At 57.7% G+C, this 16,342-nt stretch carries 15 protein-coding genes; 12 read left to right on the top strand and 3 right to left on the bottom strand.

All coding sequences use genetic code 11. The features are described 5' to 3' along the window. The first annotated feature begins 52 nt into the window (after positions 1 to 52). The 3 genes from HKN37_00650 to HKN37_00660 all read left to right on the top strand — a co-directional run bounded on the left by HKN37_00650 (position 53) and on the right by HKN37_00660 (position 3,102). On the top strand, positions 53 to 634 hold the full coding sequence (locus HKN37_00650; protein ID NNE45148.1) for a bifunctional nuclease family protein: 582 nt from the start codon (positions 53 to 55) through the stop codon (positions 632 to 634). A 108-nt stretch (positions 635 to 742) separates the two neighbouring features. Continuing rightward, complete coding sequence (bshC, locus tag HKN37_00655) at positions 743 to 2,404, top strand: bacillithiol biosynthesis cysteine-adding enzyme BshC (protein ID NNE45149.1); 1,662 nt, start codon at positions 743 to 745, stop codon at positions 2,402 to 2,404. A 5-nt stretch (positions 2,405 to 2,409) separates the two neighbouring features. Continuing rightward, positions 2,410 to 3,102 carry an HD domain-containing protein gene (locus HKN37_00660; GenBank protein NNE45150.1) on the top strand — a complete coding sequence of 231 codons (693 nt, stop codon included), beginning with the start codon at positions 2,410 to 2,412 and terminating at the stop codon, positions 3,100 to 3,102. 12 nt (positions 3,103 to 3,114) lie between these two features. Here the strand turns inward: HKN37_00660 and HKN37_00665 are convergent, their stop codons facing one another. Then, positions 3,115 to 3,528, bottom strand: coding sequence for a CoA-binding protein (locus tag HKN37_00665; protein NNE45151.1), 414 nt, complete (start codon positions 3,526 to 3,528; stop codon positions 3,115 to 3,117). Between the two features lie 190 nt (positions 3,529 to 3,718). Between HKN37_00665 and HKN37_00670 the strand changes: the two genes are divergently transcribed. Together HKN37_00670 and bshB1 are read left to right on the top strand one after the other, a co-directional pair. After that, positions 3,719 to 6,505 carry a leucine--tRNA ligase gene (locus tag HKN37_00670; GenBank protein NNE45152.1) on the top strand — a complete coding sequence of 929 codons (2,787 nt, stop codon included), beginning with the start codon at positions 3,719 to 3,721 and terminating at the stop codon, positions 6,503 to 6,505. Between the two features lie 23 nt (positions 6,506 to 6,528). Further along, positions 6,529 to 7,293, top strand: coding sequence for a bacillithiol biosynthesis deacetylase BshB1 (gene bshB1 / locus HKN37_00675; GenBank protein ID NNE45153.1), 765 nt, complete (start codon positions 6,529 to 6,531; stop codon positions 7,291 to 7,293). 11 nt (positions 7,294 to 7,304) lie between these two features. Here the strand turns inward: bshB1 and HKN37_00680 are convergent, their stop codons facing one another. Beyond that, positions 7,305 to 8,666, bottom strand: a complete 1,362-nt coding sequence (locus HKN37_00680; GenBank protein NNE45154.1) for a hypothetical protein — start codon at positions 8,664 to 8,666, stop codon at positions 7,305 to 7,307. A gap of 212 nt (positions 8,667 to 8,878) precedes the next feature. Beyond that, positions 8,879 to 9,112 (bottom strand): zf-HC2 domain-containing protein, encoded by a 234-nt coding sequence (locus HKN37_00685; GenBank protein ID NNE45155.1) that lies wholly within the window; start codon positions 9,110 to 9,112, stop codon positions 8,879 to 8,881. 159 nt (positions 9,113 to 9,271) lie between these two features. On the opposite strand from HKN37_00685, the gene HKN37_00690 reads away from it, so the two are divergent. From HKN37_00690 to HKN37_00720, 7 genes are all read left to right on the top strand, one after another. Continuing rightward, positions 9,272 to 10,861 (top strand): aldehyde dehydrogenase family protein, encoded by a 1,590-nt coding sequence (locus HKN37_00690; GenBank protein ID NNE45156.1) that lies wholly within the window; start codon positions 9,272 to 9,274, stop codon positions 10,859 to 10,861. Between the two features lie 83 nt (positions 10,862 to 10,944). Next, on the top strand, positions 10,945 to 11,514 hold the full coding sequence (gene efp, locus HKN37_00695) for an elongation factor P (protein NNE45157.1): 570 nt from the start codon (positions 10,945 to 10,947) through the stop codon (positions 11,512 to 11,514). 45 nt (positions 11,515 to 11,559) lie between these two features. After that, a complete protein-coding gene (locus HKN37_00700; protein ID NNE45158.1) occupies positions 11,560 to 12,054 on the top strand; it encodes an acetyl-CoA carboxylase biotin carboxyl carrier protein in 495 nt (164 codons plus the stop codon). 54 nt (positions 12,055 to 12,108) lie between these two features. After that, the gene (accC, locus tag HKN37_00705; protein ID NNE45159.1) at positions 12,109 to 13,452 is read left to right on the top strand and encodes an acetyl-CoA carboxylase biotin carboxylase subunit; all 1,344 of its coding nucleotides are present in this window, start codon (positions 12,109 to 12,111) and stop codon (positions 13,450 to 13,452) included. Between the two features lie 96 nt (positions 13,453 to 13,548). Beyond that, a complete protein-coding gene (gene gcvH, locus HKN37_00710) occupies positions 13,549 to 13,935 on the top strand; it encodes a glycine cleavage system protein GcvH (GenBank protein NNE45160.1) in 387 nt (128 codons plus the stop codon). 36 nt (positions 13,936 to 13,971) lie between these two features. Then, complete coding sequence (gene guaA / locus HKN37_00715; protein NNE45161.1) at positions 13,972 to 15,540, top strand: glutamine-hydrolyzing GMP synthase; 1,569 nt, start codon at positions 13,972 to 13,974, stop codon at positions 15,538 to 15,540. Between the two features lie 77 nt (positions 15,541 to 15,617). Continuing rightward, the coding region (locus HKN37_00720; protein NNE45162.1) for an ABC transporter substrate-binding protein at positions 15,618 to 16,342 on the top strand (725 nt) is incomplete at its 3' end.

Here is a 16,342-nt window from a genome sequence, read left to right on the forward strand (position 1 = left end):
AGGGCCCGTACCCGCCGCCTCATCGAACGAAATCGGGAGTTCCACAGGTTTAATGGATTTCATTCAAGTCGACATTATCGGTCTCTCCACAAGTCCCTCGAGCGGTGGCGCTTATGCCCTGGTTCTTGGCGAAATCGAGGGAAACCGACGTCTTCCGATCATCATCGGGGCGTTCGAGGCCCAGGCGATTGCACTCGAACTCGAGAAGATCCAACCCCCCCGCCCGATGACCCACGACCTGCTGAGAGACCTGTTCGAGTCGGTAGGAGCACAGGTCCTCGATGTCGTGATCGACGAGCTTCGAGAGGGCACCTTCTTCGCGAAGGTGCGATACATACACGAAGGCGAAGAGGACCAGCTCGACGCGCGTCCTAGCGATGCCGTCGCACTTGCGGTTCGTGTCGATGCACCCATCTACGTCGCGCCGAGCGTGTTGGAAGAGGCCGGAATACCGTCCGATGAGGAAGGCGTCTCCGTGTCCGAGGAGGAGCTCGAGGAAGATGAGCCGGCCGTTCCGGTCTCGCCCATTGAGCGACTGAAGGAACAGCTCTCGAAAGCAATACAGGATGAGGACTACGAGCGGGCAGCGCAGCTTCGCGATGATATCGAGCGCCACGACGGCGACAAAAGCTGAGTCCCGAGAGGACTATCGGAGACACGGGATCCGTTCGCACGACGTGACTACGCATGGCGCCCTCGTACCGTTGATGACGGATACAGCAAGACTTCAAGTACGGTACGAATGAATCCCAACGCCCCTCTGACTCTAACGTCACGCCGGCTTCCGTTCAGTACACTTCCTGGCTTCAACCGTCTGTTCACCGACTATTGCGAAGAGTTCGATCGGGTCTCCCGTTACTTCGCGGTCGACTATCGTGACCCAGTACGCTTGCAGGCTCACTGCGACCGCGTTCTCTCGATCGAACGCGACCGGGACCTCCTGGTGAACGTGCTCCTGGAGCAGAATGAGCAGTGGGGCCTTGACGAAGCCACGCGCCTGAACATCGAAAGCCTTGCAAATCAAGATTCGGTCGCAGTTGTTACCGGCCAGCAGGTCGGCCTCTTCGGCGGACCACTTTACACGATCTACAAGACAGCCACGGCGGTCAAGCTTGCTGCGGAGTTGTCAACCGCGGGCCGGTCGGTGGTCCCGGTCTTCTGGCTCGAAGGCGAGGACCACGACCTCGACGAAGTCCGCAGTACCCGTATCATCGGTTCCAGGGGGTTGGTCTCGATCGATTACGACTCCGGGCCACCGATGCCGAAGGGGAATTATGGTCCGGTGGGGCGGCTGCCGCTCGGCCCATCCATCGACGACCTGATTGGCGAAGTAGAAAGTGAGCTTCCGCCAACCGAGTTTCGCGACGAGGTCATGGATCTGCTTCGGGACACGTATGAACCCGGAACGACATTCAGAGACGCATTTGCGAGATTTCTGAAAGCGCTCTTTCCGTCATCCGGACTTGTCCTTATTTCGCCCGACCACCGCGGTTTCAAGGATGCGGCCGTTCCGCTCTTCGTAAAAGAGGTCAAGGAATCTGCCGACGTGGCCGAGCGCGTGTTGCGCGTCAGCGAGGAGTTGGCAAAGGACTATCACGCGCAGGTACGAGTCCGACCCACCAATCTTTTCTACGTGGATGACCGGGGCCGATCTGCCATTGATGCCGAGTCATCCGGTGATCGGTTTTCAATTCGCGATCACGATGGTACCCTTACGCGAGACGAGTTAATCGCGCTGATCGAATCGGATCCGTGCGCCATCAGTCCAAATGTTGTGCTTCGGCCGATTCTTCAGGACCGGCTGCTGCCTACTCTGGCGTATGTCGGCGGACCGGGCGAGGTGGCCTACTTCGCCCAGTTCAAGCCGGTTTACGACTGGGCCGGTCAGCCCATGCCGGCTGTGTATCCGAGGGCAAGCGTGACCTTCGTGGAAGCTAGGATTCAGAAGATCCTGGCCCGGTACAACCTGAGTATCCCGGACATAGGATCTGACCTCGAAGGGCTCTTCAAGCAGGTCATCCTGGACAAGCTGGATGTTGACTTGCCGGCCCGATTTGAAGATGCCGCGCGTCGTATTGATCAGTCCATCGAGGAGATAAGACCGGTCGTTGTAAGCACGGACGCGACTCTCGCCAAAGTCCTTGAAGCGACACGTGCAAATTTGCACAACGAGTGGAAGAAGCTGCAGGGCAAAGTGCTGAAGGCGGAGAAGCGGCATCACGATGAGGACCGCAGTCGGCTTGAACGCCTCCAGGAGAACCTGTATCCGGGCGGAAGCCTCCAGGAGCGCGGCCTGTCCGTCATCCAGTTCCTGAACAAGTATGGGCTGGGGTTCACGGAAGATCTGATGTCTGCGATGTCTACAGATACTCGTGAGCATCAGGCAATCATGGTGGGTTCCTGAAGGTTATGGAGGATCAGCGCCCACAAAGTGATTCGAAACAGCCGCTCCCGTTTTCTCCGCTTGTAGAGCAGGCAATCGAGCTTTCAGCCCAGTGGCATGATCGCACGTATCGAAAGAGTCGTTGGCGAGATGAACCGTTTGAGGTGCCCGATGATGAGTACCTCAAGGTCCCGGTCGTATCGCATGTGACCAGTGTCGCAATGATTGTTCAGCGGGCAGGATGGGATGATGAAACCGTGGCCGCAGCGTTCCTTCACGACGTCATCGAAGATGAGAATCGCTGGGAAGCACGTTTTCGCTACGAGAATCTCTCCGATCTGATGGGCGCGAGTGTCGCGGAGCTTGTACGGGAAGTTTCGGAAGAGAAGCTTGATGCCAGCGGCCGAAATCGACCATGGCGGGATCGGAAGATCGGCTACATCGAACGCCTCCGGAACGCCTCGGACGGGGCTGTGGCGATCAGTGTTGCGGACAAACTGCACAATCTGTGGACCATCAACAAGAGCCTGAAGAACGGTGTCGATGTCTTCAGCCGCGGCCGGATGCGGAAAGCGTTGCAGGGCGATCCGGATCAGCAGCGCTGGTTTTTCAATGAGATCCATTCGATCGCCGAACAGCGAGACGATCCGAGACTGAACGCCATGCGTTCTCGTCTGAAGGAGGAAATGACTCGGTTCGACGTGCTAACTGGCAAGTAGCCCGGCCTGACGTCAGGTCAGGAGTCGGCTGTGTTCGACCAGAGTGCAGCGATTGCGGATGTACGGTATCCCGGCTTCGTTCGCCAGTTCCTCGGCCTCGAATGACGAGACGCCAATCTGCGTCCAGATTACGGGATTGTTGCCCGACCGATCCCTGCGGGCGATGGCCTCACGCACGACGCCCTCCATGAATTCCGGTCTTCTGAATACATCCACCAGATCGAGGGAGATGGAATCGGGGATGTCAAGCAAAGATGGATAGGCTTGCTCACCAAGCAGTTCGTCCCTGTGCGGGTTGACTGGAACAATAGTGTATCCGGCCTCCTGCAGGTACACCGCTATCTTGTAGCTGGTGCGGGTCGACCGCGGGGAAAGGCCCACAACGGCGATCGTACGTGTCCGTCTCAGTAATTCAGCTATGTCCATCGTCGAGGTATCTGCGCGGCCGGGAAATTGTTAGCATGGGAGCATACGCCAAAGACGCTAATGACAATCGCACTCGGGAATCATATCAACCCCAAATTCAAACTCGGAATCGTATTATTGCCGGTCGGAGGATGTTCGAAGTGCGAAACGGGTGAGGTCGCGGCCCCACCGAAATCACAGCAGTGAGTACATGGCGAGCTACCCATTCACGGAGATCGAGGAAAAGTGGCAGAGATTCTGGGAGACGGAGTCTGTCTTTGCCACGAATCGGCATCCGAAAGGGGATCTGGAGAAGTTCTATGTCCTCGACATGTTTCCTTACCCGTCCGGCGTCGGACTGCACGTCGGCCACCCGCTGGGATACATTGCGACCGACATCGTTGCGCGATACAAGAGGATGCTGGGACTTGAAGTGCTGCACCCCATCGGCTTCGATGCGTTCGGTCTTCCTGCCGAGCAGTTTGCCGTGGAGCACGGCGTTCACCCGCGGATCACGACTCAGAAGAACATCGAGAATATGCTTCGTCAACTCAAGCGTCTTGGCTTGAGTTATGACTGGAGCCGGGTAGTAGCCACGACAGATCCGGAGTACTATCGGTGGACGCAATGGATATTTCTCAAACTGTACAACAGCTACTACGACGGGGAATTGTCGAAGGCTTGTCCGATCGACGAGCTGATCGCTGCATTTGATGACGGCAGCAAGGCACCTGCGACTGGCGAGGACTGGTCGTCTCTCAACGAAGTAGAGCGGCAGGACGTACTCGCGGGGTATCGGCTCGCCTTCATGGCGGAAGTTCCGGTCAACTGGTGCCCCGCCCTTGGGACTGTTCTTGCAAACGAGGAGGTTACGAACGAGGGCAGAAGCGAGCGTGGCAATTACCCGGTATTCAAACGTCCGCTGAAGCAATGGATGCTTCGGATTACGGCGTACGCGGACCGTCTTGAGGATGACCTGAAGCTGGTCGACTGGCCAGAGCCGATCAAGATCATGCAGCGAAACTGGATCGGTCGTAGCCAGGGTGCAATGGTCGATTTCGCGATCGGCGGTCTTCCGGACGTGATCCGTGTCTTCACGACACGACCCGATACTCTGTTTGGTGCGACCTACATGGTCCTCGCACCGGAGCATCCGCTCGTCGACCTCGTCGCGACACCCGAACACCGTTCGGAGGTACGCAAATACCAGAGCGATGCGGCTGGCATGACCGAGGTCGATCGTATGGCGGAGGGCAAGCGGAAGACCGGTGCGTTTACTGGAGGATATGCGATCAATCCGGTGAACGGTCAAGAGATTCCGATCTGGATCGCCGACTATGTCCTTATGGGATACGGTACAGGGGCCATCATGGCCGTTCCCGGACACGATCAACGCGACTTCGAGTTCGCGAAACAATTCGATCTGGATATTCGCCCCGTGGTGATACCCGATGCCGCCTGGTTACAGCAGCGTGACATCGAGCAGGAAGCCTACCTGGCCAATCCGGCGGCGCTGGAGGAAACATTTACAGGAGCGGGATTCGGAGTCAACTCCGCAAATGCTGATGTATCTCTAAATGGTGTTGAGACGGATCAAGCCAAAACGTTGATAACCGGGTGGCTTGCCGAACACGATCTGGGTGAACAGGCTATTCAGTACAAACTGCGCGACTGGTTATTCAGTCGTCAGCGCTACTGGGGTGAGCCGTTTCCAATACTCCACGGTCCGGACGGTTCGATTCATGCTGTCCCGGAAGATGATCTCCCCGTAGTGCTGCCGGAGATGGAGGACTTCAGGCCACAGACGAGCGACAACCCGGACGATCCTCCGCGTCCACCATTGGGTCGGGCACCGGAATCGTGGCGGCACGTCATCGTGGACGGCGTGCGGTACGAGCGCGAGTTAAACACGATGCCCCAATGGGCTGGCTCATGCTGGTACTATCTCCGCTTTATCGAGCCGTGGAATAGCGAGCACTTCGTCGGCAAGGAACTGGAGGAGTTCTGGATGGCTCCGGGCGGGGTGGACTTGTATGTGGGGGGCGTTGAGCATGCCGTGCTACATCTGCTCTATGCCCGCTTCTGGCACAAGGTGTTATTCGATCTGGGCTATGTATCGGGACCTGAACCCTTCGGCCGCCTCATCAATCAGGGATACATTCAGGCCTACGCGTATCGGGACGAGCGCGGAGTCATCGTCGACTCTGAGAAGGTCGTCGACCAGGACAATCGTCCGGCTGCTGACGTGCAGGGCGAATCGGGGAAGGAGTACTTCCACGAGAGTGCGCCGGTCACGCAGGAGTATGGCAAGATGGGAAAGAGTCTGAAGAATGCCGTGAGCCCCGATGAGATAGCAGCCGAGTTCGGTTGCGACACCTTCCGACTCTACGAAATGTACCTGGGGCCGCTTGAAGCATCCAAGCCGTGGTCCACGCGAGACATCATCGGCGTACATCGCTTCTTGAACCGTGTCTGGCGGAACCTCGTCGATGAGGACACAGACACACTGCTCGTTACGGATGAAGATCCAGATGACGAACTTGGGCGCCTTCTGAATCGAACGGTGAGACGTGTGACGGATGATCTTGACCGTTTGAGTTTCAACACCGCCATTGCAGCACTCATCGAGTTGAACTCCGAAATGGTTGCATTGAAGCGGATTCCGCGACGTGTTGCGGATACGTTCATCTTGCTCCTCGCCCCGATGGCTCCCCACATGGCGGAAGAGCTGTGGCACAGGATGGGAAACAAGGAATCGCTGGCGTTTGCATCCTGGCCTTCGGTGGACGAGCAGTTGCTGCGCGAGGAGCAGGTCCACGTCGCTGTTCAAGTTAACGGGAAAGTACGTGGCTCCGTAGCGGTCGCGCCGGATGCCGACAAGGAGGTTGTCCTTGCTGCCGCACGTGCCGATGTGAACGTGGCCCGGCACCTGGAAGGAAAGGTTGTAAGGCGTGAGATCTACGTTCCCGGCAAGATTGTCAACCTGGTTGTGGAATGATCTCGTAGAGATCGGAGAAAGCTGTGACAGAAGATTCGATCGACGTTCTCGCGATAGCGGCACACCCGGACGACGTGGAATTGTGGGCCGGGGGAACCATCTGTTCGCTCACTGCGCGCGGGTTGGCCGTTGGCATCATTGACTTGACGCAAGGAGAACTCGGTTCGCGCGGGTCGGTCGAAGAGAGGCGAGAGGAGGCTGCCGCCGCTGCGACGATCATGGGGGTCCGTGTTCGGGAGAACTTGAAGATTCCGGACGGCAACATCGAGAACAACCTTCGGAATCGACTCCTTCTCATCCAGCAGATTCGGCGCTATCGACCAACGACGGTTCTGGTCGGCGCACCGGTTTGCCGACATCCGGATCATGGAGCGGCAACCGAACTTGCGACGGCTTCCGTCTTCTACTCCGGCCTCCGCAAGATTGAAACACTCGCCTCAGACGGTACACCACAGGAGCCGCATCGACCAGATCACGTCCTCCACTATATGCAGTCGATCCCTTTCGATCCAACGTTTGTCGTTGACGTATCCGACTTCTGGGATCAGAGAACCCGCGCAGTGCAGGCGTTCAAAAGCCAGTTCTTCAATGCAGACTACGAAGCGAAGTCCAATGAGCCGGAGACGTATGTTTCAAACCCGGCGTTCTTCGAATGGACGGAGGCGCGTGCCAGATCGTACGGCTACCCCATCGGTGCTCAATTCGCTGAACCGTTCCTGTATCGCAACGGGCCTGTGGGCCTTGATGACCTGACGTCGGTCCTGGCCCGTAAGCGCACGTTCAAATAGTCGCAAGGTCGTTAGTCTTCTTCGTCGAGGACGTACCGTACGAATTCTTCTGCCGTCGTGAAGGGCTTCCCGTCGGGAACGACCACGGCCGCGACAACATTCAGGAGATGGTCTGCCTTGTCCGGAGCGGTTTCGCGTAGCCGGTTCTTCACCGACGCGAACAGGTTCTGTGCCTCGTCTGATTTGCCGTCTCCGAGGATGACAATGATGCGTTCGACTATCGGGTCTGCGAACAGTGAGTCTTCTCGCTTCAGCACGTTCTGAAGGGCCTGAATGATTTCTCTGAAGTCGTCCGACCCTGTGCCGTCGTCTGGATCCTCCGTTCGCATGGCGACGAGGGTAAACGAAGAACCCGAAGTCTCGTAGTCGTCGAAGTAGAGCTGCAGTTCGTCAGTGAATCTTTCGCGGTTGAGGAAGACAAGCCCGGCGTCTTCAACAGGTGTCGGAGGCGCGGGTTCGACTGAGAATTCAAATGACGATGGCTCGTCAGGTGTTGCATCGACGGACACGGTCTGGTCAATGACAGGCTCTTGATGTGTCGGGACCCACAGATCCGTCTCTTCAGTTGGCTCCTCCGTCGTCGCATCGGATGGCGGCGTCGGTGCAACAGGTGGCACCTCAGCAACTGACGGCAAGGCCGTCGTTCCGCGAAGGCGCTGCAGTGATTTCGCAACATCGTCGGCTCTCGCAACAACATGTTCCAGCTGCCACCCGACGTCAACACGGCGCGTGACGTGGCCGATCTGAGGAATGAGAGAGATCGTTCGTTGCGAGAACCCGTCGACGCAGGCCAGGTGAACGCGCAGGCACCCGGTCATCAGGGTACTCATATAGTCGATGATCCGCCGCGATGCATCGTTGGCGGGCTCGGGCATGCCGAACAGAATCGTCGACGGGATATGTTCAAGTTCGGTTATGAGGCGAGCGAATGCGGTGCGGAACCGATCGAAGGACGAGAATCGGGCGAAGGCGCTGAAGTCATCGATGACGACTCGATCGGCCGTCGCATCTACGATGAGGCTGGCGAGGACCTTGAGCGACGACTCGAGGGAGTCGTCGTCGCGGTCGATCAATTCAAGCTCGAACGGTGTGCGGCTGACGCGGAGAAGGCCACTATTAACCGCCTGCGGGAGGTCAAAACCAAGAGACGTGGCCTGAATGGCCAGATCGGCGCTCCGCAGACGTGAAACGAGAAGCGAAGTCTGTAGCGACCGGGTTGCTGCAGCGATAAACGCTGGGGGCAGAAGGCTGCGACCGCTGGCGTTTGTTCCGTAGGTCAGGTAGCGGCCTCCCGCAAAGAGTCCACCCCACGACTGATCGACACTGTCAATGCCGAAAAGCGTTCTGGGAGCAAATGTAGCGGAGTCGTCCATGTGCCTTTTATAACACGAGAATTGGAAGTGCACTAGTCGCTGACACAAATCTTGTGCCGCGCCGTGAAGGTACTACCGCATTCACACCCGAATGGAGGCCTTTGGGGCCTGAGGCCGCAAATTGACACCTTCTCAACCGCCGACGAGCCACCCATTACAAGGTCCGGCGCCTCGATATCAACTACAATCCCCCGATGAGACTCTTCCGGCGATCAGAGGGCGCTGTTCCTGCGCTCGGCGAGCATGGCTGCGTACGCCATTGAAAGCACTTCTCGTGCTTCCGGGCTGGTCGCGAGGTGCCGGGCCACCTCGAGTCGCTGATTATCACTGAGAGTGCCTGCCAGGTAGGCCGCAAGAAGCTCCTCATTGATCTGAGCGGGGTCGCCCGGTGGACCACCGTGTCGTTCGGCGGGGGCGCGTTTGGGTTTCTTGCTTCGGGGAGCCAAATTGATTCCGGACAGTGTCCTGAAAGGTCTCGGCCGATATCGTCGGTAGACACCTATATTAACGGTCAAAATCGGTCGAATAGTGCCGGAAAGTCGTCAATTCTTTGACGGCAGCGGTCAGTGACGGCCGACTTTCCATCGAATTGATCGCTCACCTTCATGGATCCCGACCTTACCTCGATTCAGCAAGCTCGCGAACTCGTGGAGCAGGCGCATGCCGCACAGCACACGTATTCGAAGTTCACGCAGGACAAAGTTGATCATATCGTTGCTGCTATGGCCGGGGCAGGTGCCGGCGCGGCCTCCGAGTTGGCGCGCCGGGCACATGAAGAAACCGGCTTCGGCCGGATAGACAGCAAGACAGAGAAAAACCTGTTCGCTACGAAGACACTTCATGAGCGAATGCGCGGGATGAACACGGCGGGGATCATTAATCGGCCGGAGGGTGGTTCGATCTGGGAGGTCGCAACTCCGATGGGTGTGGTCGCTGCACTGATTCCGTCCACGAATCCGACATCGACGGCGATGTACAAGGCGATCATATCTGCGAAAGCGCGGTGCGGAATAGTCATGAGTCCACATCCACGTGCGGTTCGATGCACGCGGCGCGCACTTGCCGTCGTAGCCGATGCAGCCTACGATGCTGGAGCGCCCCCGGGGCTCTTCGGCTGCCTTCAGGATGTATCGCTCGCCGGCACGAACGAACTGCTCGAGCACGATCATACCGACGTGATCCTGGCCACCGGTGGTACGGCGATGGTGCAGGCAGCCTATTCGAAGGGCAAACCGGCCTACGGTGTCGGATCTGGTAACGTGCCGGTCTTCGTGGATCGATCCGCTGACGTGACCAAAGCGGCGGCGGACCTTGTGTACGGGGCGTCGTTTGACTGGGGCACGCTCTGTTCTACAGAACGGAGTATCGTTGCCGATCTTCCGATCCGTACCCGTTTGTTGAACGCCCTGAGATCGGAGGGCGCATACGTCGTCGACGAGCGGGAGAAACAGAAACTTCGAGATGTTCTGTTCGTGAACGGGCGGCTGAACGTGGAGCAGGTGGGGCGGTCACCCTCACATGTCGCCGGGTTGGCAGGTTTCTCTGTACCACCGTCGACCCGGGCGCTCGTCGCCGAAGTGGAAATGGTCGGTAAGAATGAGCTGCTGTCCTCGGAGACGCTCTCTCCCATCTTGTCATTCTACACGGCTGATGGATGGGAAGCCGGGTGCGACCGCTGTATCGAAGTGCTCGGTTTTGGCGGTATGGGTCACACGCTTGGTCTGCACTGTGAGAATGACCGAATCATTGAGGCGTTCGCCCTCGAAAAGCCGGCGATGCGGATTGTCGTAAACACGGTGGCGGCTCTTGGCTCGGTCGGGTTTACAACCGCGCTCTTCCCTGCGATGACTCTGGGCCCGGGCACGACGGGCGGTTCAATCACGAGCGACAATATTTCTCCGCTTCACCTGTTGAACTACAAGCGCCTCGCGTTCGAAACGGATCCGGTTAACCCGCCTGCTGAGCAGCGCCGAGGTACGTCGGCCGGTCAGAAGACCACGCGATCGCCAGCGCACGGGTCGTGGATTGACGAGATCGAGAGCCGCCTTCGCGAGCGGGCGGGAAACCCGCCTGTGCAGCCGACTGCAACCCGCCGGAGCCCCGCCGGCAACCTGCAGACGGCACGACCTGATACCTCGGCCGGGGAGATCGACGAAAAGCGTGTTCAGGACCTGATCAAGCGCTTCAAGAAGTGACGGATCCGGGTCACAATCCAAATTGACTGGCGCCTCGAAGGCGGGCTATATTCTTCTTTGGCGCCACGACACAAACGTACAGAATGGCATCGACGAGTGATTTTCGCAATGGTCTCGCAATCGTCTGGAATGACGATTTATGGACGATTACGGAGTTTCAGCACGTGAAACCCGGCAAGGGGGGTGCATTCGTTCGTACGAAGTTGAAGAACGTCCGCACAGGGCGTACGATGGACAACACCTTCCGCGCTGGAGAAAAGGTCGAGACCGCCCGCATTGAGCGTCGACCACACCAGTTTCTGTATCAGGATGATCTTGGCCTGCACTTTATGAACGCAGACACGTACGAGCAACTCCAGTTGCCGGCGGAAAGCGTTCCCGGTCGCGAGTTCGTCAAGGAGGGTGGGATGATCGATATCCTGTTCCACGCGGAGACGGAAGCGGCTCTAACGACCGAGATACCGAAGTCGGTTGATCTGGCCGTCGTCGAGACAGAACCCGGCGTCAGGGGCGATACAGCGACGGCAGCGACGAAGCCCGCGAAACTGGAAAGCGGTGCGTCCGTGAACGTCCCTCTCTTTATCAACGAAGGCGATGTCGTGCGAGTCAATACTGAGACGGGAGCGTACATCACGCGCGCGTCATCGAACTAGCCGACTAAGCACAGGCCCCGCGGGGCGCAAACGAAGAGCACACACATGGACCTTGACCGGATTCGCGACCTACTCCGACTCGTGGCGGAGAGCGACGTGGCGGAAGTTGAGTTAGAGGAAGATGGACTCAAGATCGTAGTGCGGAAGGAGAGCCCCAACGTTACGTTTCAGCCGGCGATGTCGTATATGCCGCCGCCGTATCCGGTTCAGGGCGGCTACGGACCACCACCACTCGCGCCCGCTGCACAAACTTCAGGCGGCCACACAGTGAGCGCCTCGACGCCTGCAGCCGTATCGAATATGGTGGAGGTGAAGGCGCCGATCGTCGGCACGTTCTACAGATCATCCTCACCTGACGCGGCACCATTTGTTGAGGTTGGCGACACGGTCAGCAGCGGCCAGGTGCTCTGCATCATCGAAGCCATGAAACTGATGAATGAGATCGAGGCCGAGATGTCCGGCGTCGTCCGCAAGATCCTCGTCGACAACGCGCAGGCCGTGGAGTTCGATCAGCCCTTGTTTGCCATCGAGCCCGGCTGATCCAGGGTAAGCACCAATCCCGGACCGTCCGATCTTCACCCCCATGTCGTCCGCATGAAGAAGATTCTTATCGCCAACAGAGGGGAGATCGCCCTCCGCATCATCCGTACCTGTCACGAGATGGGTCTCAAGACGGTTGCTGTCTTTTCCACGGTAGATCGCGACTCGCTGCATGTTCGATTTGCTGATGAGGCCGTTTGCATCGGGCCTCCACCCTCGCGCGACAGCTACCTTCGAATCGATCGGATCATCTCGGCGGCCGAAGTCACCGGTGCCGACGCGATTCATCCCGGCTACGGATTTCTTGCTGAAAACGCTGATTTTAGTGAGATCTGTGTTGATCACGGGATCAAGTTCATCGGTCCATCGGCGGAGACGATACGGCTCATGGGCAACAAGAGCCTGGCGAAGCGAACGATGCAGAAGGCGGGTGTCCCGGTCGTGCCGGGATCAGACGGCGTGGTGGACGATGCGAAGAAAGCCATTTCGATCGCTGCTGACATCGGATATCCCGTTATCGTCAAAGCGCGTTCGGGTGGTGGTGGTCGCGGTATGCGTGTAGTGACGGACGACGGAGAGCTGGCGGCACAGCTTGCAGCGGCGTCCAACGAGGCGGAAGCCGCGTTCGGTGATGGAGGCGTCTACATTGAGAAGTTCGTCGATTCGCCGAGGCACATAGAGATCCAGGTGCTCGGTGATGGCAGAGGTGGTGTGAAGCACTACGGAGAACGCGAGTGCTCGATACAGCGGCGACACCAGAAGTTGCTCGAGGAATCTCCTTCACCCATCGTCGATCCCGACCTCCGCGACCGAATGGGTGAGGCAGCCGTAGAGGGAGCCCGGGCCGTGAACTACGAAGGTGCGGGTACGGTGGAGTTCCTGCTGGATGCGAAAAAGGAATTCTATTTCATGGAAATGAATACGCGCATTCAGGTGGAGCATCCCGTGACAGTAGATGTCGCTGACTGCGACGTTGTTCAGTTTCAGATTCTTGTTGCGATGGGTGAGAATGTCTCGAATCAACCCGCCGTCATGGATGGTCACGCCATCGAGTGTCGTATCAATGCCGAAAACCCATTCCGCGGTTTCGCCCCATCTCCGGGCGCGATCAGCACGTTCCATCCGCCTGGCGGCCACGGTGTGCGTGTGGATACTCATGCCTACGCCGACTACGTCATTCCGCCTCATTACGATTCCTTGATTGCAAAGCTGATTGTGCGTGCGAAGACGAGAGACCTGGCAATCAACAAGATGCAGAGAGCGCTCGACGAGTTCGTAATCGAAGGCGTGCACACGACGATTCCGTTTCACAGTCAATTGCTCAGGAACGAGGCTTTCAGGGCGGGTAACTTCGACACCAAGTTTCTTGAGACGTTCAAACTCGAGCCGATCGCCTAGCTAGAAAATCCCGCGATCGGGTGTTATCATCTCGAATCGGCATGCGCGATGCCACCCGCAGCGGTCTACTAATCACAACGTTCGGTGCAAAGCAAGATGACCTTTCCAGAAGACCTGCACTACACGAAGGACCACGAGTGGCTCCGGATAGAGGACGATGGAACGACGGCCGTAGTCGGGATTACGGATTTCGCTCAGTCGGAGCTGGGGGACATTGTCTTTATTGAGCTGGAGCCGGTCGGAACGGAACTCGACAGCGAGTCCGTGTTCGGAACGGTTGAAGCCGTGAAGACGGTTTCGGAGCTATTCGCTCCGGTGGCAGGGATCATCACGGAGGTCAACGAGGAACTCGATTCGAATCCGGAAGCGGCTAACGACGATCCTTACGAACGGGGTTGGATGGTCAAGATCGAGATGAAGGATGCATCTCAGTTAGACATCCTACTCTCATCTTCCGAGTACCAGGAACTCGTCGCGGCCTGAGCCCCGTGGCTCATGACTCCGCTGCGGAAGCGTGTAATGCACGAAAGAATTGTCATTCTTGATTTTGGTTCGCAGTACACGCAGCTGATCGCTCGCCGAGTTCGGGAGAACGGGGTTTTCTCTGAGATTTTTCCGTGCACGGCCGATTTTGCGGATATCATGCGAACCCAGCCGAGGGGAATAATTCTCTCCGGAGGCCCGTCATCAGTTTACGATCCGGACGCCCCTCAGCTGAATCCGTCTTTTCTGTCCCTCCGAAACGGTGAGGACAAACCTGTGCCGGTGCTTGGTATTTGCTATGGGCTCCAGGCGATAGCGTTTAACCAGGGTGGCGGTGTGGAGCGAGCCGGTCGGCGCGAATTTGGTCGGGCTACGCTCCTGGTGGATAATGACAGCGATCTATTGGCGGGTGTATCGTCGTCCAGCAGCGTCTGGATGAGTCATGGTGATCATCTGACGACCCTCCCGGACGGGTACGAGATAATCGGGCACACATCCAATGCTCCGATTGCTGCCGTTCGGCACGTCGAACGTGGGATCTACGGAGTTCAGTTTCATCCCGAGGTCGTTCACACGGAGGAAGGCTCAAGGATTGTAGGAAACTTCGTACGTCACATCTGCGGTTGCCGTGGAGATTGGACACCGGCTTCGTTCATAGATGAGAAGACTGCGGAGATCAAAGATCTCGTGGGAGATGATCATGTGATCCTCGGCTTGTCCGGGGGCGTGGACTCATCGGTTGCCGCCGTCCTGTTACATCAGGCAATTGGTGACCAGGTTACGTGCATCTTCGTGAACAACGGTTTGTTGCGACTGGGTGAATGGGAGCAGGTGCAGCACACTTTTCGCGATAGCTTCCACATCAAGTTGCTGGCCGTGGATGCGTCAGATACCTTCGTGGAAAGGCTTGAAAACGTGGAAGACCCGGAGCGCAAGCGGGTAATCATCGGTAATACGTTCGTCGACATTTTCGAGGAGGCAACGCACCGTGTCGAAGCGGCGATGGGAAGAAGACCGAAATACCTCGCACAGGGCACGCTGTATCCGGATGTTATCGAGAGTGTTTCGTTTAAGGGTCCGTCGGCCACGATCAAGACGCATCACAATGTTGGTGGACTGCCGGAGAAACTGAATTTTGAGATCCTGGAACCGTTTCGTGAGCTGTTCAAGGATGAGGTCAGGGCAATCGGAAGGCTACTGGGTGTGCCTGAATCGATTGTCGGACGGCACCCTTTTCCGGGACCAGGTCTGGCGGTACGGATACTGGGGCCGATTACCGCTGAGAACCTGGACCTGCTTCGGCAGGCCGATGCGGTCTTCATCGAAGAGCTTCACAATCAGGAGCAGTATCATGAGGTTTGGCAGGCGTTTGCGGTCCTCCTTCCTATCCGCTCCGTAGGAGTGATGGGAGATGAGCGGACCTACGAAAACGTCTGTGCGCTTCGGGCAGTAACCAGTGTGGATGGAATGACGGCCGATTGGGCCAAGCTTCCACACGATTTTCTTGCTCACGTGTCAAATCGTATCGTTAATGAAATCCGCGGAATCAACCGGGTCGTTTACGATATCAGTTCCAAACCACCGGCGACAATCGAATGGGAGTAGCTCCAGCATTACAGATCAGGCGTTGGTATGCGGCCACCTTCGTGATATGGTCACTTTTGTGGATCGCCCCGCCCGCGATGGGTCAGGACGACGCACTCCGCAATGAGGAAGCGGAGTTTGTTTTCGCAGAAGGACTCGATCTGTTCGAACAGGAATTCTATGGAAGCGCGTTGGGCCGCTTCGAGCGTGTTTATGCCGATTACCCGCTAAACCGTAAGACGACTTCCGCGTGGCTGATGGCGGGGAAGTCCCACTACCGAAGAGGTGAATACCAGAAGGCGATCGATTTGCTGACGCAGTTCGTGCGCGAGTTTCCGCGAAGTCGCTACGTGGCTGATGCGGAGCGGACCCGGCGTTTCGCGGCCGAGACCATGCGCGCCGAGCAGCGTCGTGGTCGCCTGATAAAGCTCGGAGTTCTGCTTCCGACCGAATCTGAGTCGCTTGATCTCACGCAGTCGATGTTTAACGGGATCCGCATCGCGGTTGAGGAGCATAACACGACCGGCGGAGGACAGATGCCGGTCAGAATGATCTTCAGGGACAGCGGTAACAGGTCTGACGTCGCCGCGGACGCAACCGAGGATTTGATTCGGGAGCGTGTCGATATCATCATCGGTCCACTGTACAGCGATGAAGCGAAGGCGGCGGCGGGCGTGGCTCAGCTGAATGGCGTTCCGATTATTGCACCGCTCGCAACCGACGAGGACGTGTCGCGGAACCGATCATATGTCTTTCAGGCCAACCCGAGCATCAGTATGCGAGGGAGGCTGATGGCGCGGTTCGCAATGCGCAGCCAGCGTCT

It is taken from the genome of Rhodothermales bacterium (assembly GCA_013002345.1).
Taxonomy (GTDB): Bacteria; Bacteroidota; Rhodothermia; order Rhodothermales; family JABDKH01; genus JABDKH01.